Annotated in this window: 16 protein-coding genes; 12 read left to right on the top strand and 4 right to left on the bottom strand. The window is 36.3% G+C overall.

The window, feature by feature from the left end; all coding sequences use genetic code 11:
- Positions 1–219: 219 nt before the first annotated feature.
- The 3 genes from HN014_RS09175 to HN014_RS09165 all read left to right on the top strand — a co-directional run bounded on the left by HN014_RS09175 (position 220) and on the right by HN014_RS09165 (position 5,943).
- The gene (locus tag HN014_RS09175) at positions 220–669 is read left to right on the top strand and encodes a retropepsin-like aspartic protease (RefSeq protein ID WP_176028585.1); all 450 of its coding nucleotides are present in this window, start codon (positions 220–222) and stop codon (positions 667–669) included.
- 152 nt (positions 670–821) lie between these two features.
- A complete protein-coding gene (locus HN014_RS09170; protein WP_176028584.1) occupies positions 822–968 on the top strand; it encodes a hypothetical protein in 147 nt (48 codons plus the stop codon).
- A 172-nt stretch (positions 969–1,140) separates the two neighbouring features.
- Complete coding sequence (locus HN014_RS09165) at positions 1,141–5,943, top strand: T9SS type A sorting domain-containing protein (protein WP_176028583.1); 4,803 nt, start codon at positions 1,141–1,143, stop codon at positions 5,941–5,943.
- Between the two features lie 281 nt (positions 5,944–6,224).
- On the opposite strand, the gene HN014_RS09160 is transcribed toward HN014_RS09165, so the two are convergent.
- Positions 6,225–7,478 (bottom strand): ABC transporter permease, encoded by a 1,254-nt coding sequence (locus HN014_RS09160; protein WP_176028582.1) that lies wholly within the window; start codon positions 7,476–7,478, stop codon positions 6,225–6,227.
- A 149-nt stretch (positions 7,479–7,627) separates the two neighbouring features.
- On the opposite strand from HN014_RS09160, the gene purH reads away from it, so the two are divergent.
- The 6 genes from purH to rodA all read left to right on the top strand — a co-directional run bounded on the left by purH (position 7,628) and on the right by rodA (position 14,817).
- A complete protein-coding gene (gene purH, locus HN014_RS09155) occupies positions 7,628–9,160 on the top strand; it encodes a bifunctional phosphoribosylaminoimidazolecarboxamide formyltransferase/IMP cyclohydrolase (protein WP_176028581.1) in 1,533 nt (510 codons plus the stop codon).
- Between the two features lie 44 nt (positions 9,161–9,204).
- Positions 9,205–10,233 (top strand): rod shape-determining protein, encoded by a 1,029-nt coding sequence (locus HN014_RS09150; protein WP_176028580.1) that lies wholly within the window; start codon positions 9,205–9,207, stop codon positions 10,231–10,233.
- A gap of 139 nt (positions 10,234–10,372) precedes the next feature.
- On the top strand, positions 10,373–11,197 hold the full coding sequence (gene mreC / locus HN014_RS09145) for a rod shape-determining protein MreC (protein WP_176028579.1): 825 nt from the start codon (positions 10,373–10,375) through the stop codon (positions 11,195–11,197).
- The gene (locus HN014_RS09140; protein WP_176028578.1) at positions 11,190–11,696 is read left to right on the top strand and encodes a rod shape-determining protein MreD; all 507 of its coding nucleotides are present in this window, start codon (positions 11,190–11,192) and stop codon (positions 11,694–11,696) included. The genes mreC and HN014_RS09140 overlap by 8 nt, the downstream gene beginning before the upstream one ends.
- On the top strand, positions 11,693–13,564 hold the full coding sequence (mrdA, locus tag HN014_RS09135; RefSeq protein ID WP_176028577.1) for a penicillin-binding protein 2: 1,872 nt from the start codon (positions 11,693–11,695) through the stop codon (positions 13,562–13,564). The genes HN014_RS09140 and mrdA overlap by 4 nt, the downstream gene beginning before the upstream one ends.
- On the top strand, positions 13,564–14,817 hold the full coding sequence (gene rodA, locus HN014_RS09130; RefSeq protein ID WP_176028576.1) for a rod shape-determining protein RodA: 1,254 nt from the start codon (positions 13,564–13,566) through the stop codon (positions 14,815–14,817). Before mrdA ends, rodA begins: the two co-directional genes overlap by 1 nt.
- 4 nt (positions 14,818–14,821) lie before the next feature.
- Here the strand turns inward: rodA and HN014_RS09125 are convergent, their stop codons facing one another.
- Positions 14,822–15,613 carry a DNA/RNA non-specific endonuclease gene (locus HN014_RS09125; RefSeq protein WP_176028575.1) on the bottom strand — a complete coding sequence of 264 codons (792 nt, stop codon included), beginning with the start codon at positions 15,611–15,613 and terminating at the stop codon, positions 14,822–14,824.
- Between the two features lie 394 nt (positions 15,614–16,007).
- Between HN014_RS09125 and HN014_RS09120 the strand changes: the two genes are divergently transcribed.
- Positions 16,008–17,597, top strand: a complete 1,590-nt coding sequence (locus HN014_RS09120; protein ID WP_176028574.1) for a vitamin K epoxide reductase family protein — start codon at positions 16,008–16,010, stop codon at positions 17,595–17,597.
- Between the two features lie 239 nt (positions 17,598–17,836).
- Here the strand turns inward: HN014_RS09120 and HN014_RS09115 are convergent, their stop codons facing one another.
- Together HN014_RS09115 and HN014_RS09110 are read right to left on the bottom strand one after the other, a co-directional pair.
- The gene (locus tag HN014_RS09115) at positions 17,837–18,952 is read right to left on the bottom strand and encodes an ABC transporter permease (protein ID WP_176028573.1); all 1,116 of its coding nucleotides are present in this window, start codon (positions 18,950–18,952) and stop codon (positions 17,837–17,839) included.
- Positions 18,953–18,960: 8 nt separating this feature from the next.
- Positions 18,961–21,096 carry a carboxy terminal-processing peptidase gene (locus HN014_RS09110; protein ID WP_176028572.1) on the bottom strand — a complete coding sequence of 712 codons (2,136 nt, stop codon included), beginning with the start codon at positions 21,094–21,096 and terminating at the stop codon, positions 18,961–18,963.
- Positions 21,097–21,423: 327 nt separating this feature from the next.
- Between HN014_RS09110 and surE the strand changes: the two genes are divergently transcribed.
- Both surE and HN014_RS09100 read left to right on the top strand, forming a co-directional pair.
- On the top strand, positions 21,424–22,206 hold the full coding sequence (gene surE / locus HN014_RS09105; RefSeq protein ID WP_176028571.1) for a 5'/3'-nucleotidase SurE: 783 nt from the start codon (positions 21,424–21,426) through the stop codon (positions 22,204–22,206).
- A complete protein-coding gene (locus HN014_RS09100) occupies positions 22,199–22,495 on the top strand; it encodes a hypothetical protein (protein WP_176028570.1) in 297 nt (98 codons plus the stop codon). Before surE ends, HN014_RS09100 begins: the two co-directional genes overlap by 8 nt.
- Positions 22,496–22,553 lie beyond the last annotated feature (58 nt).

The following is a 22,553-nucleotide window of genomic DNA, read 5'->3' as shown; positions in this document are numbered from 1 at the left end:
TATTTTTACAATTCTTTTTCTACTCAACAACAGCTCACTCCCAATACACCCTATTTTTTTAATACTACTTTTAGAAAACCTCTTCTTTTTTAAGAAAAATTAACACTGCTACAAAGGATTCAACATACTACATCACATGCTAACACTACCCCACATATCATTGCTCGCTGTTTTATCTTCTTTTTATAGTATTTTTGTCATTCATTTAGCTTTATATTTATGACAACACTCCGGAGGTTACTGATCCAAAAATCCTATACCCGAATCCCATTATCATACACTAAAACAAATCACTTTGAAATAAAAGCTTCTCTCAACGGGATTGAAGGAGATTTCATTTTAGATACCGGAGCTTCTAATTCCTGCGTAGGATTTGAAGGAATTGAAAAATTTCACCTTACCAGTGAAGAAAGCGATGTAAAAGCTGCAGGAGCAGGAGCTATAGATATACACACACAATTATCTAAAAAAAACACCCTTCATATCGGCACTTGGAAAAAAACAAATATCCCTCTTGTATTGTTTGACCTTACACATGTAAATGAAGCATTACAAAATCACGGTGCCAAAACAGTAGATGGAATTATAGGCGCTGATATTTTAAAAAAAGGAAAGGCAATTATTGATTATGAAAACCAATGTCTCTATCTAAAAAACCGAAAAAAGTAACAAAAGACCATTACAAAAACCAACTAACTAACTGATTAAAAGCAGCTTTATTTTTTTTGTAGTATATTTACAAATAGACCTTATCGGACTATGTAAATCTCGATAACCCAAAAAACCCAATCTACTAACTGTAAACCATAAACCCCAAAATTATGAACAGAAGAAGCACACCTACGATACCTATAACAACAGATATTCTCACCGCTACAATCTGCACACTTCCTGTTTCTCCAGATACTTTTTGCAATCAGGGAAACAACCGTAAACAGTTTTACGACGCAATCAAAATACTACTCTAGTATTTCTTTCGAACACAAACCAGGTCCTACAATCATTTTTTGATTGTTCACATTACACATCACACTCTTTTAGAGAACACACTTTCTTAATAAAAACAAATGACCCCCGGAAAAAGACTACCTCTTTATCCGGGAAATAAAACCTTATTCTATAGAAGAAAAACTACCAACCATGAAACACCTACTATTATTTGTTTTGGCATTCCCCATAATGCTAAAAGCTCAAATACAAAATACCCCCATCGATCATCTCGAAGACATTGATTTTATAGCCTATCTCGATAGCGATGATGTTTCTCCAATTCTTACTGAAACCTCAATTATAAAAAACAGCATTGAGATAAACTCTCCTCCTGTCATTTCCGACCTTAACGGAGATACTTTCACCTATACAGAAGGAGATGGGAGTAGACGTATTGACCAAGGAAGCAACTTAACTATCACTGATACTGATTCCCCTGATTTTGATGGAGGAAACCTCACTATATCGATCACCTCTGGAATAGATATCTTTGAAGACCTTCTCTCTTTCGATACTACCGGAGCTATTTCTTTTTCTGGTGCAACAACTGGCAGTAATATCTCTGTTGGAGGAGTTACCATCGGAACACTGGGGAATAATATTTCTACAGGGAATGATCTGATTGTAAATTTTAACGCCAATGCAACGATTACCCATATAGAAAGCCTGACCCGCGCAATTATATATGAAAACACCGACAATGGCCTCCCGACTCCCGGAGCAAGAAACATTCGTGTTACATTACATGATGGAGATGGAGGAGCTTCAGCTCCCTCAGACATATCCATAAATGTGGTTGAAGTAAACGATGTTCCTGTAACCATTAATTTAAATGGTGACTCCTATACCTATAATGAAGGAGACGGAAGTACCAATATCGATCAAGGGGCTCCCCTTTTCTTTATAGATGTAGACTCTCCTGATCTAAACGGAGGAAACCTAACGGTTTCCGTTACCTCAGGAAAAAACCCTTCGGAAGACCTCCTTTCATTTTCAGGCACTGTAACCCTGGAAGGAACCACAACAGGAAGCAATGTCACTGTTGGCGGTTCAATTATCGGGACTCTGGGAAACAATATCGCCTCGGGAAACGACCTGATTGTACACTTTAACACCAGTGCAAACTCTTTCAGAGTTCAAACATTAATACAAGCGATCACTTACGAAAATACCAATACAGACAACCCCTCTACAGCACCAAGAACTATTAAAACAACTATTAATGACGGGGATGGAGGCACCTCTCCAGATGCGAACGTTACTGTCACGATAACAGATATCAACGACCCTCCTTATATAAGCAACTTGACCGGAGACAGTTTCATCTACACAGAAGGAGACGGACAACGCATTATCGATCAAGGAACAAATATTATACTGGATGATATAGACACCCCCATATACAATGGAGGTCATCTAAAAGCTTCTATCAGCAACGGATCTGCCCCTATAGAAGATATACTATCCCTGGCAACTACGGGAAATATATCCCTATCTGGCACCACCTCTGGAAGTACTGTGTCTGTGGAAGGAGTTCCTATTGGTCATTTATTATCCGACCTCTCCCCTGGAAATGAATTATGGGTTGTCTTCAACGGAGATGACACCGCTACCCTCAGCAAGGTTCAAACGCTTTTACGAGCAATCACCTATGAGAACAGTAATACTGACAACCCTATCACTGGTCCCAGGACCATCAGTGTTACCGTGTTTGATGGCATTGAAAAAGAATCTCCTCCTTCTGAAGCTACTATCACTGTTACTGCTACAAATGACCCTCCTGTGATCCATGCATTAAACGGAGGCGCCTGGACCTATACCGAAGGAGATGGTCCCCGGTTTATTGACCGACATTCATCCTCAATTATTTTTGATGTAGACTCTCCTGATTTTGATGGTGGTAATCTTAGTATTGAATTTATTTCCGGCAAAGATGCTTCTGAAGACTTTTTATCTATAGACACCTCCGGAAACATCTCACTATCAGGAACAAGTTACGGAAGTAGTGTTACGATCGGAGGAACAACTATTGGCTCCTTAGGTAGTACAATTGCTACTGGAAACAATCTGATTATAAACCTCAACACAAATGCTACATTTTTTAATGTGCAAAATTTATTACATGCCATTCAATATCAAAATATCAATAACGAAACTCCTACCACTGGAGCCAGAAATATCAGAGTAACTATTAATGATGGTGATGGAGGGACCTCCTCCAATAACGATCTCATCATTACAGTAGATAATCAAAATGACCCCCCTACTATCTCAAACGTAGACGGAGACACGTTTACTTATACTGAAGGAGATAACAATACCCTTGTGGATCAAAATGCAAATGCAAGTATAAACGATGTAGATTCTCCTAATTTTGAAGGAGGAAATATCACCGTAACTATTACCACCGGAAAGGATCCTGAAGAAGATGTATTATCCTTAGACACTTCTAGTGACATAACTCTCTCCGGAACCACCGCCGGAAGCACTATATCTATTAACGGGACTCTTATTGGTACGCTTGGGAATAATATAGCCCCTGGAAACGACCTGATCATAAATTTTAACGCAGATGCAACTCCCACTCGAGCACAAATACTACTTCGAGGAATAACCTATAACAATACCAACAACCAAGCTCCTACTACAGACACAAGAAACATTAGCATCAGTATCAATGATGGTGACGGAGGCACCTCTGCCACCAGCAACATAACCATCTCTATATTAGCTGCCAATGATCCTCCTGAAATCAATAATCTTAATGGAGACGTCATTTCCTATACAGAGGAAGAAGGAAAAGCTATACTTGATCAGGAAGTCACCGCAATAGTATCGGATGTTGATTCCCCTGATTTTGACAAAGGCTCCCTGTACGCCACTATTACATCTGGCAAAGTCTCTTCTGAAGACATTTTATCTATAGATATTTCTGGAATAATTTCTCTCTCCGGAACAAATGCCGGCAGCAATATTATTGTTTCCGGAACAACCATAGGAACACTTAACAATACGATTGCCGAAGGAAATGACCTCCTTATCACTTTTAACACACACGCAACCCTCAATAGCATACAATCCGTATTACAAGCTATCACCTATGAAAACATCAATACGGACAACCCTGCTACAAACACAAGAAATATAGAAATCACATTAAACGATGGGGATGGAGGAACCTCTACCCCATCAAATATAACGGTTGATATAAACAACATTAATGATGTTCCTATTATAACCCATTTAAACAACGACTCTTATACTTACATAGAAGGCAATGGCAATACATTACTAGACCAGAACAACCCGGCAGGTGTCAGTGATGTGGATTCCTTTAATTTTGAGGGAGGCGTTTTGCTAGCCAGTATTACATCAGGCAAGATTCTTACTGAAGATCTTTTATCCATAAACACTTCTGGAGTGGTTTCCTTATCCGGAACAAATGCTGGCAGCAATGTCATTGTTTCCGGAACAACCATAGGAACACTGGACAATACAATTACGGAAGGAAATGACCTGGCAATAACCTTTAACCCCAATGCAACTGCTGACAAAATACAAAAACTAGTCCAGGCACTCTCCTATGAAAACACGAACACTTCTAATATAACAGTTGGCAGCAGAACACTTCATATTTCTATCAGTGATGGCGACGGAGGCACTTCTGCCCTCTCTGTAGTAAAAATCTCGGTGATCAGCAGTAATACTCCCCCAACTTCTGAGAACCTTACTATTTCTTCAATATATCAAAATATCGCATATACATTTTCACTATCTCAAATCATATACTCAGATCCTGATAACGATCCATTGGATCACATTCGAATTACTACAATTCCATCCGGAAATTTATGGATAGACACAAACAACAACAATAATATTGACAATACCGAAACCATTATTACTCCCAATACTATTGTCCCCAGAGTTTCTTTAGAAAACAACCTTCTCAAATATCATCAAACCGATAACATCAATACATCTTTTGATTTTGAAGTTAATGACGGAACAGTATACAGTACGCATACCTATACTGCGGATCTATTAGTAATTCCTTTTCCAGAAGTGTATTTCTCCAACGACTCTCCATCCTCTCCATCCATACAAGAAAACAAAGGAACTTCTACTATAACAGTAGCCTTATCACATGCCTATGGAGCTGATGTAATCATTCATTTAGACTATACCGCTAGCACTGCTACCTACGCTCAGGATTTTGATGCTCAAAAAACTATAGTTATTCCAGCGGGAAATACTCATATCGAACATACCATTACTTCTATAGACGATCTCGATATAGAAACAAACGAATCGATCATCATTACATTCAACACGGTAGAAAATGCACATATTCGGGAGAATGAAATTAACACAGTAATCATTACCGACAACGACACCAACCTTCCTCCCTCTGTTTTATTAAGCTACTCTGGTGCGACTCCTACAAATGCATCACCAATTACCATTCAGTTTGACTGGAACTCAGAAGTTATCGGCTTCTCTATTAATGATATTACCAGTTCTATGGGGATCTTATCTAATTTTACTGTACTTAATTCTAAAACCTATAAAGTGGATATTATTCCAATTACAGAGGGGATAATCACAGTTTACGTCAATGAGAATACTGTAACTGATATAACTGGAACCTCTAATAATAAATCAGAAATACTCACTATCGAATACAAACACACATTACACCCAGCTCCAGAGGTTCCTTTCTCGATACACCCAATACCAGCATCCGAAATCATAACGCTGACCGCTGACACAAACAACTATCTCGAAGTTGCCAGAGTCTACAATTCACAAGGCGCTTTGGTTTTAGAAAAAAAACTAAATGGAAACCGAAAAAACAACCCAATTGACATTTCGGTATTAAGCGCAGGAATTTATTTTATTGAAACTATGAGCAAAAAAGACACTTTCACCTATAGAATCATAAAGCAATAACCTGTTTTTATATCCAAAAATCTTAACCCAAAAAAGCCTTATTGTGATTTTGCAATAAGGCTTTTTCTTTAAAACACGTGTTTATACTTGTTTACTGAAGTTTCTTTTTCCACTACATTTACAACATGATGCTAATAACGAAAACCAACATGAACTTGAGAAAAACGCAGAAGACCTTACTAAAGATCATTCCGCTACTAATTGTAATTTTAATTGTGACGGCACTAACAATGAGCTTATATCTTTTGCTATACCTATACTAGCAACACTTCTTTCTTGAATTACATTCCAGTCCGAATGGCCTCTACAGGATCTAACCTAGATGCTAACCAGGCAGGTATAATCCCTGCAATCAATCCAATAATTGTAGACCAGAACATTCCCCAAAAGACATTGGAAGCAGAGAGAATAAATTCAAAATCTCCGGTAAAATTAGAAACCAACGCAAAAACACCCCACACCATTAATAACCCGATCACTCCTCCAAAAACTGCTAGTACAATTGCCTCAAACAAAAATTGCAGCAAGATAAACTTTCTTTTTGCACCCAGTGCTTTTTGAATTCCAATTAGATTTGTTCTTTCTTTAACACTAACAAACATAATATTAGCAATTCCAAAACCACCTACCAACAAAGAAAACATCCCTATAAAGCCCCCAATCATTGACATCGTACCAGTTATATTATCAATAAAATCCGTAAACCCTTGTAATTGGTTTACAAAAAAATCATCAATTTCATCTGGCTTCAGCCCTCTGAAAGCTCTTAACTTTTGTTTTATCGCCGCTATAAATTCAGGCACATCAATACCTGACTCAGGTTTGACAATAATCCCAGGAATCACAAACTTATTACTATCTCCAAAGATTCGTCTTACAATATTTACCGGTAAAATAACGGTCGTATCTTTGGAATTACCGAATAACCCGGCTCCTTCTTTCTTTAAAACACCGATAACTGTAAATTTCCTGCCATACATCCGAATTTCTTTCCCCACAGGATCTTGTGACCCAAAAAGGCTATTTGCTACTTCATCACCAACCACTACAACCGGAGCTCCCGTTATCGACTCCTGCTCATTATAAAACCTACCTTTCACCACCTGAAGCTCTTCAATATCATAATAATCACTCGTCACAGGCACCACCTCTACATTACTAATACTTTTATCCTCATGCTTAAGAGTTTCCGAATTAACATTTACGATAAAACTAGCTGCTTTAAGATCAGGAAGATCTCTTTTTAGGTGCTGATATTCCTCATAGGTCACATCAGGAAATTGCTCTCTCTTCCATTGAGGCACTGAAGACGGTCCAAAAGAGAACCTCATAATATAGATCGTACTATTATCCAGAGAACTGATACTCCCTTTTATCTCTTTCTCCAGAGAATCCACCGCAGATAAAACAGCAATAATAGAAAAAATACCAATCGTAACCCCTAACAAAGAAAGAAACGTTCTTAACAAATTATTTTTCAGAGCATTAATAGCAAAATTAAAGCTCTCCTTCAGCACTCTTAGATAAATTAACATTTTCTTTTTTTTGACTAAAGTTAGACCTACATAAAGATATGACGTTTTCTAATCAAATTCGTTACAATTATCTAGAACAAATACATACAATTAGGTTATCAGATTATAGACTAAATTGCTACTTTTGCCTTTTATTAACAAAACGACCGATGAGCAATACAAAAACGGCAAAATCCGCATTAATTTCAGTATTTAGTAAAGACGGATTAGAACCTATCGTAAAAAAATTAGATGAACTTGGTATCACCATTTATTCTACCGGAGGTACAGAAAAATTTATAAAAGACCTCAATATTGATGTTATACCAGTAGAAAATGTTACTGATTACCCTTCTATTTTAGGAGGAAGAGTAAAAACATTACATCCTAAAGTTTTTGGAGGAATCTTAAACCGTCAGAACAACGATAGTGATGTTGCAGAATTAGCGCAATATGAAATCCCACAAATAGATATTGTTATTGTAGATTTATATCCGTTTGAAAAAACTGTAGCCTCTGGAGCTTCGGAACAAGATATTATTGAAAAAATTGATATTGGAGGAATCTCCCTAATTAGGGCGGCTGCAAAAAACTTTGCTGATGTTACTTGTGTTTCATCAGTAGCAGACTACAGCGAATTTTTACAAATCATAACAGAAGGAAAAGGGACCATCTCTTTAGCCGACAGAAAACGATTCGCAGCCAAAGCATTCAATGTTTCTTCTCACTACGACACTGCTATCTTTAATTACTTTAATTCTGATCAGGAAATTACTGTTTTTAAAGCCAGCGAACAATCTTCTCAATCTCTTAGATACGGAGAGAATCCACATCAAAAAGGAGTCTTCTTTGGAGATTTTGAAGCCATGTTTGATAAATTGCACGGAAAAGAATTGTCCTACAACAATTTACTGGATGTAGATGCTGCCGTAAATTTAATGGGGGAATTCGCTGGAGAAGCTCCCACCTTCGCGATCTTAAAACACAACAATGCCTGTGGTGTTGCACAAAGAGAGACGGTACTACAATCCTATATTGACGCATTGGCAGGAGATCCTGTTTCTGCTTTTGGAGGAATCTTGATTTCCAATTCCGAAATTGATCTTGCTACCGCTAATGAAATCCATAAACTATTCTGTGAAGTAGTGATTGCCCCCTCTTTTAGCAAAGAAGCCCTCGAGGTATTAAAAGGGAAGAAAAATAGAATCTTATTAGTTCAAAAAGAAGTAAACTTGCCAAAGAATCAGGTTCGCACCTGTCTTAATGGGCTGTTAGTTCAGGATAAAGATTTAAAAACGGATACTGAAGCTGATTTAAAAACAGTAACAAAAGTTGCTCCATCTGATGCACAGATAGACGATTTACTATTTGCTTCAAAAATATGTAAGCATACAAAATCCAATACAATTGTTTTTACTAAAGGGAGACAACTTCTGGCTAGTGGTACAGGACAAACATCCAGAGTTGATGCTCTTAAACAATCTATAGAAAAAGCAACTTCATTTAATTTTGATCTTTCGGGAGCAGTTATGGCCAGCGATGCTTTCTTCCCATTCCCTGATTGTGTAGAAATTGCAGATAAAGCAGGTATAAAAGCGGTTATCCAACCAGGAGGATCTATCAAAGATCAATTAAGCATTGATTACTGCGATGAAAATGGAATTGCAATGGTAATGACCGGAACAAGACATTTTAAACATTAATTTTAGTACATTTACTTAATGATAACCCTTTTTTAAATTTTTATATGGGATTTTTTGATTTTTTCACTGAAGAAATTGCAATAGATTTAGGTACCGCAAACACCTTGGTAATTCATAACGATAAAGTTGTAGTAGACAGCCCCTCTATTGTAGCTAGAGATATTATGTCGGGGAAAATCATCGCAGTAGGAAAAGAAGCTGCTATGATGCAAGGAAAAACCCATGAGAACATAAAGACAATTCGTCCTCTAAAAGACGGGGTAATTGCTGATTTCGATGCCAGTGAAAAAATGATAAGTATGTTTATCAAAGATATCCCTGCATTAAAAAAGAAAATATTCACCCCTGCACTACGAATGGTAATCTGTATTCCTTCTGGTATTACAGAAGTAGAAATGAGAGCTGTAAAAGAAAGTGCAGAAAGAGTAAATGGAAAAGAAGTATACCTAATACACGAACCGATGGCTGCCGCCATCGGTATCGGTGTTGATATCATGCAGCCAAAAGGAAACATGATTGTAGATATAGGTGGAGGTACCACTGAGATTGCCGTAATAGCGCTTGGAGGAATCGTATGTGATAAATCTGTAAAAATTGCAGGAGACGTATTCACCAATGATATCATTTATTATATGAGAACCCAGCACAACCTGTATGTTGGGGAACGCACTGCCGAAAAAATAAAAATAAAAGTAGGTGCTGCCACCGAAGATTTGGAACTTCCACCAGAAGAAATGAATGTTCAAGGTAGAGACTTACTAACAGGAAAACCAAAACAAGTTCAAATTTCGTATCGAGAAATCGCCAAAGCATTAGACAAATCCATCTTAAGAATTGAAGATGCTGTGATGGAAACACTCTCTCAGACTCCACCCGAATTAGCTGCCGATATATACAATACCGGAATTTATCTCGCAGGAGGAGGTTCCATGCTTAGAGGGTTAGACAAACGATTATCTCAAAAAACAGATCTTCCTGTATATATTGCAGAAGACCCTCTTAGAGCCGTAGTTAGAGGAACAGGGATTACTCTAAAAAATATTAACAGATATAAAAACGTACTTATAAAGTAATGCCGTATATAAGAAAATAATAATTTCTATATACCTAAAATTCGAATTTTACGTTATCCTACCTTATACAGTTTCTAAAAGGTAGGATATATCTTTTGAGAAACTATAGACAAAAGTATTGGAAACTTATTTTTAAACAATGCAGCAGATTATCAATTTTTTAATAAGAAATAAGAATTCTCTGTTATTTCTGCTTTTATTAGTATTCTCCTTAATCTTAACTATTCAATCCCATTCTTATCACAAAAGTAAATTTATTAGCTCTACCAATTTTTTTACAGGAGGGATATACAACTGGAGGCATTCCATTTCTCAATATTTTCATCTCAAAGAAGAAAATGAGCGTCTACTGGAGGAAAATGAATACTTAAGAAATAAAGTGGCACTTCTGGATAATAATCAGACAACGGAATCTTTTGTAGACACCAGTTCTTTTGATATCCCCTTTCGATACATCAAAGCCAAAGTGCACAAAAACGATTATAGCAAAAGCGACAATTACATCCTGATAAACAAAGGAGAAAGAGATAGCCTTACTCCTGATATGGGAGTTATTACCGACAAGGGAATTGTTGGAATTATAGAAAACACATCTCATCGGTATAGTCGTGTAATTTCGATTCTCAACAGCAATTCCCGGATTAATGCCGGATTAAAAAGCTCATTTCATTACGGCTCTCTTACATGGAATGGAAAAAACCCGAATTTAGTCCAACTAGAAACCGTTCCAAGGCAAGCTATTTTAAATAAAGGAGACACTATCATCACTCATGGTAGATCTACAATCTTCCCTAAAGGAATTGGTATTGGCACTATCGAAAACTTCACACTAGACCAAAATAAAAGTTACTATCTTATCGATGTTCGATTATTTAATGACATGACCAATATTGGTTTTGTATACGCGATTAGAAGCAATGATAGAACCGAAATAAAAACCATTGAAAACCCTGCGAATGAATAACGATATTGCAACACATACATTTCGGTTTTTATTTCTTGTCCTCATTCAGATACTTATTCTGAATCACATTAACTTTCTGGGATATCTCAATCCGTATCTGTATATTATTTTTATTTTACTAGCGCCGATAACCATCAACAGAAGTTTGTTTCTGGTCGTATGTTTTTTACTAGGATTGTTTATTGACATGGCTGGGGATTCAGGAGGAATTCATGCAGCAGCCTGTGTTACTATTGCCTACTTAAGACCTTTTATCCTTCGTTCCTCTTTCGGGTTGAGTTATGAATTCCAAACGATAAAACTAAACAAAGTCCGTTTTGGAGAGCGATTAGCCTATGTAACGCTGATGGTACTAATTCATCACCTCATTTTATTCTTCCTGGAAACATTTAACTTCTCGCATATAGTGACTGTTTTGAAAAAAACGTTATTTTCCAGTCTATTTACAATTCTAACAACAATGCTTGCACTAGTCTTGTTTAGAAAAAACAATTCATGAGGAAACTTTTGTTATATCTAATTGTCATTACTACCGGAGTTATTTTTATCTCCAGGTTATTTTATCTGCAGATATATAACACGTCATTCGCCTCTCTTTCTGAAGACAATGCTATAAAAGTCATATATGATTACCCTCAGCGAGGGACTATTTATGACAGAAATGGAAGATTACTGGTAACCAATCAACCCTCATATGATGTGATGGTGATTCCCCGGGAATTAAAACCATTTGACACCTTAGAATTTTGCTCTATTCTAAACATAACCAAAGAAAGATTAAAAAAGCAATTAAAGAAAGCCAGAACATATTCTCCCAGAGTCCCTTCTATTGTTATTCCGCAATTAACAAAAGACGAATATGCTTTTCTTCAGGAAAAAATGAGAAAATTCGAAGGATTCTTTATCCAGAAACGATCCTTAAGAGATTATCACACAAGAAATGCTGCCAATGTTCTAGGATATATCAGTGAAGTAAACAATGCACTTATCAGAAAGGACCCTTATTATCACTCCGGAGATTTAATAGGGACAGGAGGAGTAGAAAAGCAATACGAAAAAGAACTCAGAGGTGTTAAAGGTGTAAAATATATTCAGAAGGACCGATTCAACAGAGATATTGGTCCATATAAAGAAGGACGATTCGACACCCTTCCTGTAAATGGTAAAGACCTCACCATTACTCTTGACATTAAACTACAGGAGTATGGCGAAAAGCTCATGAAAAACAAAAGAGGAGGAATTGTAGCAATCGAGCCTTCAAACGGGGAAATACTCGCCTTGATTACTGCTCCGAATTATGAACCCGAATTATTGGTAGGAAGAAAACGCTCCAGAAACTTTACTAAATTATATTACGATACTATTGCCAAACCTTTATTTGACAGAGGCCTTCAGGGAGAATACCCGCCTGGTTCTCCTTTCAAAGCGATAAATGCTTTAATTGCATTACAAGAAAATGTGGTGGATATTAACGAAGGGTTTTCCTGTCATATGGGATATTATTACGGAAAAAAGAAAAGAAGATTTGGGTGCCATTCCCATAGAAGTCCTTTATCTCTGATTCCTGGACTTTCACATTCGTGCAATGCTTATTTTGCCAATGTATATCTCCGCATTATTAATAAATATAGTACCCCACAAGAAGGAATTGACAATTGGAGTAGACATGTGAAAAGTTTTGGTCTCGGAAATTATTTAGGAAATGACTTATCTGCCGGAAAACCAGGAAAAGTTCCTGATGCCAGTGTATACAACAGGAAATATAGTTACCCTAAATATAAATGGTATGCCACAGGAACCCTTTCTAATTCTATAGGACAAGGGGAAATTCTGGCAACCCCTATTCAGTTGGCCAATATGACCGCTGCAATTGCTAACAGAGGGTATTTCTATACTCCTCATATTCTAAAAAAGATCAATGATATCCCCATACAAATAGAACAATACACCAAACCTAAAAAAACGACTATTGACAAAATACATTTTGAACCTGTAATAGAAGGGATGCATCAGGTATATGTTAATGGAACTGCAAAAGCACTACAGATAGAAGGGATTGATATCTGCGGAAAAACTGGAACAGCGGAGAATTTTACTAAAATCGACGGAAAGAGAGTCCAATTAACGGATCATTCTGTTTTTGTTGCCTTCGCTCCAAAGGATGATCCTAAAATTGCTCTTGCCGTATTTATCGAAAATGGATATTGGGGAGCGCGATATGCTGGTAAAATTGCCAGTCTTATGATAGAAAAACACCTCAAAGGAGACATCTCCAGAAAGGACCTGGAACAATGGATTCTAACACATAGCTTAGAAGAAGAATACAAAAAACCATACAGCGGAGAACCGTTTAAAATTAATCAATAATGGCCAAGTCGAGTATAGCTGCTATAGACTGGATATCAGTCGTTTTATTTTTTACGTTAGTCTTATTTGGCTGGGTAAATATTTACTCCTCTTCGCATGGAGAAGAAGCATTTTCGTTTCTAAACTTTTCAAAACCGTATATCAAACAAGCTGTCTGGATTGCATTAAGCGTTGGAATTGTCATTATCGTCCTGGCCATTGAAGCTAAATTTTATGAACGGTTTTCTGGATTGATCTATGTACTATCACTCTTATCATTAGCTGGACTTTTCGTACTAGGAAGCAAAATATCTGGTGCTACTTCCTGGTATCAAATTGGTCCTGCCGGATTACAACCATCAGAGTTTGCTAAAGCCGCAACAGCTCTGGCAATTGCCAAGTTCTTAAGTGATATGCAAACAAACATCAAGCTTTTCAACCATCAGTTAAAGGCTTTTTTAATTATTATTATCCCTGCCTTTTTAATCACCTTACAACCGGACCCCGGTAGTGGCCTTGTATATGCAGCATTTTTTTTCCCTCTTTATAGAGAGGGGTTATCAGCCATGTATCTTATTATCGTTGTATCTGCTACACTTCTCTTTATACTAACGCTGCTTTTTAATCCTTTATGGGTAATACTTGCCATTACTGGAGTGATGATTCTTTTACTGATAAAAAACAGAAAACTACGCCCTAAATACAGTAACTACATACTGACCATCGTCATGATTACTGCCTTTTGTTATTCCGTTAATTATATATTCAACAATGTTTTTGAACAAAGACACAGAGATCGCTTCAATATTGTTTTAGGAAAAGAAGTCGATGCCAAAGGAATAGGTTATAACACCAATCAAAGTCAAATTGCTATTGGAAGTGGTGGATGGACCGGAAAAGGATGGAAAGAAGGAACCCAAACAAAAGGAGGCTTTGTTCCGGAACAGCATACTGACTATATATTTAGTACCGTAGGAGAAGAATGGGGATTCTTAGGTGCCACTGCTGTTGTGGTTCTATTCGTATTACTACTGATCAGATTACTTCAGTTAGCAGAACGGCAAAAATCTCAATTCAGTAGAGCTTATGGTTACGGTGTCGTTGGTATCCTCTTCATTCACTTTTTTGTAAATATTGGAATGGTAACCGGCTTATTACCCACCGTTGGAATACCACTTCCTTTTTTCAGCTATGGAGGATCGAGTTTATGGGGGTTTACTTTATTACTATTTATTTTCATCAAATTAGATGCTAATCGAGTAAACGAATGGTAAGAGCCTAAAATTTCCATTGGGCCGCATTATTTGCTCGTTCCAACTTATCTTCTACATGATCTTCTAGGCTTTTAAAAAAATCTATCCCTGTCATCTTCTCTATTTGATCTACCGGAACAACAAACTCCTTAAGTTTTTTATTTGAGTCTTTTGCAGGTAATAACAAACCAATCATTTTACTTTTATCGGTATCCATTATTACTTTATAAAAATACTCTGGAACGGAAACTGCTTCATAACCAATAGAAGGTAATCCTTTAGTCAGCACCCCTCCAGTCACTACATATACCCCATCGTATCTACGCGCCCAATATCTCACCTGTTGTTCCAGGTCGTTCCATATCCCTGCATTAAACGAGGAGTTTTGAGGAGTGATATTAGAGGTCAGAAACGTCTCTTCGAAAGCCTTATAACTAAACTTTCGATCCGCAGCCGGACATAAATGCCCCTTATCATAACCAGAGTTTTTATAATTCTTCCAATCTGCCGACATGCTTTTCACTTTTCTATCTTCAATAAAATACGGTCTTTTAAACTCTTTTCTGGAAAGATGTTCTTTCTTTAATTCATACGCCACCCATTCTGCCTGTTCATGTGTTTCTGAATAAGACAACGTATAATAATCATGAACTATAATTTTATCAGTAGTTGAAGTTGGTAAATAATAAAAAGAGCTATGCTGCTTCTCTTCATTCTTCGTATCTCCTTTTGTATTTCCTTCAATACTCCCTTCTAAATAATAAAACCCTATAGTTACCAAAATGATCAATATCGGGTAAATATACTTTCTACTCAAAACCTTTTCTAATTCTAAAATTAAACATTTCAAAAGCAAATGTAAGGCAATCTAATTAACTATCAAGACCGTTTTGACGCTAAGAGAAAAGAAAATTTAACAGTCTTCTCCCTTGGTAAAATTGACGTTTCAATAACAGCTTATTTATTGTATATCAACAAAATAAACCAAAAAACCCATTATTTTACGGTTTAACCTTTTATATTTTGAGCAGTGTCCGCATCACTATAAGCCATTAAAATACATACTTTAGTCTAATCGATTTTCCTTAAATCTATAAACCTATTTTTCGACATTTGAAATTAACTCTATGAGTATACTGATGATTACCCCCATACCTCCCTTTCGATCGAATCCTAGAAAAAAAAATACTTTTTCTCTATAAATAGGTATTATGGAAAATAATATAGAAAACATAGTCGAACATTTATTGTTAAGGAATCGAATCCGGAATTATAACAAAAAGGATTTGAAACTTCAATTACGTGTACACCCTAATTTTCCAAGTTTTCAATCCATAACTGACACTCTTGATTATTTTAACATAGACAATGTAGCTGTCGAAGTCCCTAAAAGTTCTTTAGAACAGCTTCCACAGGACTTTGTATCTATCATTCATACAGACAATGGAGACGAGATTGTTTCCGTAAACAAAAAAAACAACCGAATAACTTTAGAAAACACAACTCTAAAAAGTAATGTTTTAGACTACAGTAACTTTTCTTCCATATGGGTTCCAAAAGTAATCGCTGTAGAAAAAGAAGCTAAATCATCGATAATTTCTAAAAAGCCTTCTTTATTTAATCTGTTACTACTGATTACAGTTGCCAGTTTTATTACTATTTTTATCGGGAAGACACATTCTATACCTAGTATTAGCTTTTTCTTATTAAGCATCACCGGGCTTATCCTCAGCTTTTTTGCTGTTCAGGAAAGCCTAGGTATCCAATCACAGACAGTACATCAATTCTGTTCGTCTGTTGGCAACACTAATTGTGGAGATGTTATTAACAGTACTCAAGGAAAACTCTTTAATACCATTTCATTAGCAGATATGGGGTTGTTATTCTTTGGTTCTCTGGTATTGTTTCAGCTATTTTTCGGTTTTAACAGCACATTACTCATCCCGACTCTAATTAGTATTCCAGTTACCTTATATTCGATATACTCGCAAGCATTTGTTCTCAAGAAGTGGTGTGCTTTATGTATTGCTACTATTTTGACTACGGCAGGTATTCTAGCAATCGCTATGACTACCTTACCCTTTCAGTTTAGTTATAGTGGGATTTACAACTTATTAGCGATCTCTTCGTTATTCGGTACTTTCTACATATTTAGCCGAGAAAAAATAGCCGAAAACAAAAAAGCAAAAAGTGAAAACATTGATCTTACAAAATTCAAAAGAGACGAGGAGATTTTTGAATATTTTTTTAAGCAATCAAAGGTCATAGAAGACACTACTAAAATAAGTAATGAAATCATCCTTGGTAATCCTGGTTCCAAGTTTAAAATAATAACATTAACAAATCCGATGTGTGGATACTGCAAGGAAGCCTTTGAAGCATATGCCAGAGTATTAAAAGCACATGGAGAACATCTTCAGGTCACAATACGATTTAAAGTTTCTCAGGATTCTCCAGAAGATCAGGCTCGACAGATCAGCCTGAGGTTAGCTGAGATATACCATGAAAACGGGGCTGAAGCTTTTATAAAAGCATATTCAGATTGGTTTAAAGACAGAACCTATACCGCCTGGATAAAAAAATACAGCACTTCTATTAATAACCCTGATCATATCAGAGTATTAAAGAAACAAGCTGCCTGGGCCGAAACGAATGATTTATTTTATACTCCTGCCAGTATTATAAATCATACCGTTTACCCAACAAAATACACCTATAAGGAATTTTTTCACTTTATAAGCGCCTTAAAAGAAGAACATCGCTTAGTAAAGCTAACGGAAGAAAACCTTGTAGAGGTTTAAAATATCATATCATCATCATGTGGAAATACAAGACATTGAACAAACTTAACTTATTCTTAGAAAAGAATTCAGCACATCTTGATGATTGATTTCGATTATTAAGACTCTTTTTCTTCACACACACAAAGAAGACATGAGCCCCGAGTGTCTATAAATATTCGGGGCATTTTTTCCTAATGAGACCAGCTTTTTTCTTAATCCTGTCTGCAATTCCATTCTAGCTTTTCTACTTTATAGAACTAGCCTCTTCTAACATCCAATGCATCGCGTAATGCATTCCCCAGCAACATAAATGCCATCACCAAACTCATAATCCCTATTCCCGGAATAATTGCCAGATATGCTTTTCCTAAAATAATATATGAATAATGATCTTTAATCATTGCCCCCCAACTAGGTGTAGGAGGTTGCGCCCCTATCCCCAGAAAGCTCAAACCACTTTCTATCAGAATAGCTGCTGCAAAATTAGCTGCAGAAACAACAATTACCGGAGCTAAGCTATTCGGCAGTATATGACGTGTAATTATACGAAAATGATTATATCCCAAGGCTTTAGCTGCTGTTACATATTGCATTTCTTTGACCGCTAAAACCTGCCCCCGAACAACTCGTGCTACTTCTACCCACATTGTCAATCCAACGGCTATAAAAACTTGCCAAAAGCCTTTTCCTAATGCCAATGTAATAGCAATAACCAACAACAGTGTAGGAATCGACCAGGTTACATTAATTAGCCACATGATCAATGCATCAGTTTTCCCACCAAAATATCCTGCTAGTGCCCCTAATAGCACTCCCAGCAATAATGATATCAAAACGGCTACAAAACCAATAGAAAATGAAATACGAATCCCTACGAGCATTCTACTCAATAAGTCTCTTCCATATTTATCTGTACCTAATAAAAATGTTTTTTCCTGAATATAGTGATCTTCAATTTTTTCTCCGGTACTTACCTCCTTAAAGCGCGAAACTCCATATTCTTTTTTCATACCAGCTAAAGCCCCATCTGCATATGGGAGAATCGTTACGGTAGTATCAGCAACTTCATACTGTTCTATCGGGATTTCAATACCACTATTTTTCTCTCCAAAAAACGCTTTATCACCCCAGTTTTGACTGGCTTCATCTTTTGCTGGCAATGTCAAAATTTTTACAGAAAACCCCGGAGGCTTAGAATGTATAGACAAATGCATTTTATTTGCATTCTGGGAGTTATCTGGTGCAATTAAATACGCAAAAACCGCTATAATCCCACAAAAAAGAATAAACCAAAAACTTAAAACGCCCCAAAGATTCTTTTTAAATCTTTGGAGCGCCAATCTACTTAATGAGTTTGATTGTTCTTCTAGCATGTATATTTTTAATTTTTGAGAGAAAGAGAACTCTTTGACTTTCTTATGTTATTAATTTTCATATCCTCTAACACACTCAAAGCTTCTTCTACATAGACATCCTTACTAAGGTTTTCGTGCCACCTTTTTCGCTTTTCTGCCAGTACGGTATCCTTTTGGATTAGCTCCCGCTCATAAGGAAGTGATTGAAATGTCAATGTTGTTTTATAGTCATAAATTGCATCAAAGCGCTTTGCCTGATCCTCATTCTGAGCTCTACTTGCCTTATAATCATCATAATTTAGAGAATATGTGTCGATATCTCTTTTTTCACGTACCCACTTTGCATTTTCATCGATCAGCTTTAACTGCTCACTTTGTGCCATACGGTCCTTACTTCTAGTAATCGTTTCCTCAAAATCTATATAACCATCCCACAGGGTATAATCCGCAGCAGGGATTTTGTCCCATGGCAGTGGGTTTTCCTGGTCTTTTTCTCCAATATCTATATAACTATATCTATCCGGAACGACTACATCACTCTTCACTCCTTCTAACTGCGTAGACCCTCCATTTACTCTATAAAATTTCTGAGTGGTTAATTTTAATGCCCCAAGATCACCAAAATCATTACTTCTCATCCAACGATTAAGATCCATTACATTTTGGACAGTCCCTTTTCCATACGTCTGCTTACTTCCTATAATAATAGCTCTTTTATAGTCCTGCATAGCTGCGGCTAGTATCTCTGATGCAGATGCCGATAATTCATTTACCAAAATTACTAAAGGTCCATCCCACAAAATACTTCTATCTCTATCACTCAACACTTCTGGAGATTCTCCTTTTGTTCTCACCTGCACAATAGGTCCTTTATCAATAAACAACCCAGCGATATCTACTACCGTCTGAAGGGAACCTCCACCATTCCCTCTCAGGTCGATCACAAGACCATCCATATCCTGTTCTTTTAGATGTACTATTTCCTTCTTTACATCATTTGCCGCATTACGTTGATTGTAATCTTGCATATTGAAATAAAACTTCGGCAGATTAATTACGCCATATGTCTTTCCATTTTTCTTAACCATTGAAGATTTTGCATAGGTTTCTTCAAGTTCTATAACATCTCTGGTAATCTCTATATTTTCTACAGTTCCGTCAACTTTTTTAATTGTCAAAATAACCTTAGTTCCCTTAGGCCCTTTGATCAAAGTAATCGCATCATCAAGCCTCATTCCTCCAATACTTACCGCCTCCAGCTCGTCTTCCTGTCTAACTTTCATAATAATATCTCCTACCTGTACTTTATTGTCTCTCCATACAGGTCCTCCGGAAATGATTTCTACAATATTGACATTTCCATTCTTTTTTTGCAAACGTGCTCCTATCCCTTCCAACTTACCTGACATCGCTATATCAAAACGATCTTTATCCTGAGGTGCAAAATAATACGTGTGCGGATCAAATTCTTCTGCAATAGAATTAATATAAATAGAAAACCAGTCTTTTCTTTCTAAATCACTCGCTACATCAAAATATTCTTTTAGTGACGTTCGTGTTATTTCTCTTGCTTCTCCTTCTAATTCTACAGCTGTTTTTCGTTTGTATGTATCATTTTTCGTCAGAGAATCAATTTGTTCTTCTACCTTATCATAATAGCCAGATAACGAGTTAAACTTTAACTGTAAACGCCATCTTTCTTTCATCTCTTCTTTATTGGTAACATAAGAAGAATTTTCATAATCTGTATTTATGGATTCTTTTTTATCAAAATTAAAAGGTGTATCTAAAATTTCCTGATATAATACACTTGCTTCTCCTATTCGCTTTTGCAAACGGGAATAAGTCAGGTTAAAAAAAGAAATATCTTTATTTTTTATCTGATCATCAATTAGTGTTTCGTATTTCTTAAATTCCTCTATATCACTTTTATAAAAAAATCTTTTCAGAGGATCTAACGCTTCTACATAATCCTTATAAACACCTTTAGAGAAGGAGTCATTTATATCTTTAGCATCATAATGTCCTTTACTAAGTACATAACTAATTAAATCAATCAATAACTTATCCTTATCGGGATCTGTTTGGTTTTTGGTAGTAAAACTGCAGGAAACAGCAGAAACAATCACGGTAAGCATCAATACCAGAGCACTCTTTTTCATACGCTTATTATTTTGTAAATTCAAGACACAATAGGGGGCACACTATGCCAATAGTAAGTAATATTACTAAATATTTTTTAAAACAACTAATATTATCCCCTGACGATGTTCACACACCTTTTATAAAAACGAAAAAAAAATACGGATGTTACAAAAAGTTAAGATTGTTTTTTTCTTCAAAAACCAGATACAAAAGCAGGGAATTCTACCACACATTCCCTTGTTTTCATATCTGGATCAATAAAATAAATATTTCCATCATGAATTAAGATCTGAAGCCTGTATTTATACGATAATATTCAATATTTTTACAAAAAAATCCTTCTTATGTCTACTAAAAAACCTCTTATCTTAGTTACAAATGATGATGGAATCACAGCGCCAGGAATCAGAGCGTTAATTGAAGTTATGAATGAAATAGGGGAAGTGGTGGTGGTAGCTCCAGATAGCCCGCAAAGCGCTATGGGGCATGCGATTACAATCAACAACACTTTATACTGCGATGCTATTGTAATCGACAAGGAAGCCCCTCAGAAGGAATATAGCTGTTCTGGTACTCCTGTTGATTGTGTCAAAATGGCTACCCGACAAATTCTACCACGCAAACCCGATCTATGCGTAAGCGGTATTAATCACGGTTCTAATTCTGCTATAAATGTAATTTATTCAGGAACCATGAGTGCTGCCGTTGAAGCGGGAATCGAAGGGATTCCTGCTATTGGTTTCTCATTATTAGATTATTCTATGAATGCCAACTTTGAACCTTCTAAGAAATTTGTAAAAAACATTGTTAAAAATGTGATTGCTAATGGGCTGCCAAAAGGAATTGTTCTCAATGTAAATATACCAAATCTGGATAGAGACGCTATCAAAGGTACTAAAATATGCAGGCAGGCAAATGCTCATTGGGTAGAAGATTTTGACAAGAGAACAAACCCTATGGGACGCGATTATTATTGGTTAACCGGCAAGTTTATCAATGAAGACAAAGGAGAAGACACAGATGAATGGGCTTTACAGAACGGGTATATTTCTATTGTACCCACTCAATTCGACCTAACAGCTCACCATTTTATACAAGAATTAAACAACTGGAATTTAAATGATTAAAAAAGAAATTGGAATTGGTTTTATTGTAGGGCTTATCGCCAATAGTATCGGAGTAATCATATGCACTTTACTATTTTCTTATCTAAGCCCTAACGGTCTATCCTTATCAGAGACATTGTCAGCCTCCGTACAGAATGGAACAATCGGGAGTCTACTGGTTTTGGGAGCTATCCTAAATTTGATTGTTTTTTTCCTTTTTATCAAAAAAAATATGCCATATAAAGCACGTGGCGTACTTCTTGCTACCATTATAGCAGCCATATGCGTAGCAATTAGTAAATTTATTTAGACAGGGCTATACTAATTAAAGGAGGAAGCGAGTTTATAAATCGTACACAAAATTAAAA

It is taken from the genome of Aquimarina sp. TRL1 (genome assembly GCF_013365535.1).
Lineage (GTDB): Bacteria > Bacteroidota > Bacteroidia > Flavobacteriales > Flavobacteriaceae > Aquimarina > Aquimarina hainanensis.
This window is presented reverse-complemented; position numbering and strand designations above follow the sequence as displayed.

Bases quoted from the DNA above. Each gene is read 5' to 3' on its own strand.
- HN014_RS09175 (WP_176028585.1), top strand. From the start codon at position 220: ATGACAACACTCCGGAGGTTACTGATCCAAAAATCCTATACCCGAATC.
- HN014_RS09170 (WP_176028584.1), top strand. From the start codon at position 822: ATGAACAGAAGAAGCACACCTACGATACCTATAACAACAGATATTCTC.
- HN014_RS09165 (WP_176028583.1), top strand. From the start codon at position 1,141: ATGAAACACCTACTATTATTTGTTTTGGCATTCCCCATAATGCTAAAA.
- HN014_RS09160 (WP_176028582.1), bottom strand. From the start codon at position 7,478: ATGTTAATTTATCTAAGAGTGCTGAAGGAGAGCTTTAATTTTGCTATT.
- purH (WP_176028581.1), top strand. From the start codon at position 7,628: ATGAGCAATACAAAAACGGCAAAATCCGCATTAATTTCAGTATTTAGT.
- HN014_RS09150 (WP_176028580.1), top strand. From the start codon at position 9,205: ATGGGATTTTTTGATTTTTTCACTGAAGAAATTGCAATAGATTTAGGT.
- mreC (WP_176028579.1), top strand. From the start codon at position 10,373: ATGCAGCAGATTATCAATTTTTTAATAAGAAATAAGAATTCTCTGTTA.
- HN014_RS09140 (WP_176028578.1), top strand. From the start codon at position 11,190: ATGAATAACGATATTGCAACACATACATTTCGGTTTTTATTTCTTGTC.
- mrdA (WP_176028577.1), top strand. From the start codon at position 11,693: ATGAGGAAACTTTTGTTATATCTAATTGTCATTACTACCGGAGTTATT.
- rodA (WP_176028576.1), top strand. From the start codon at position 13,564: ATGGCCAAGTCGAGTATAGCTGCTATAGACTGGATATCAGTCGTTTTA.
- HN014_RS09120 (WP_176028574.1), top strand. From the start codon at position 16,008: ATGGAAAATAATATAGAAAACATAGTCGAACATTTATTGTTAAGGAAT.
- HN014_RS09115 (WP_176028573.1), bottom strand. From the start codon at position 18,952: ATGCTAGAAGAACAATCAAACTCATTAAGTAGATTGGCGCTCCAAAGA.
- HN014_RS09110 (WP_176028572.1), bottom strand. From the start codon at position 21,096: ATGAAAAAGAGTGCTCTGGTATTGATGCTTACCGTGATTGTTTCTGCT.
- surE (WP_176028571.1), top strand. From the start codon at position 21,424: ATGTCTACTAAAAAACCTCTTATCTTAGTTACAAATGATGATGGAATC.
- HN014_RS09100 (WP_176028570.1), top strand. From the start codon at position 22,199: ATGATTAAAAAAGAAATTGGAATTGGTTTTATTGTAGGGCTTATCGCC.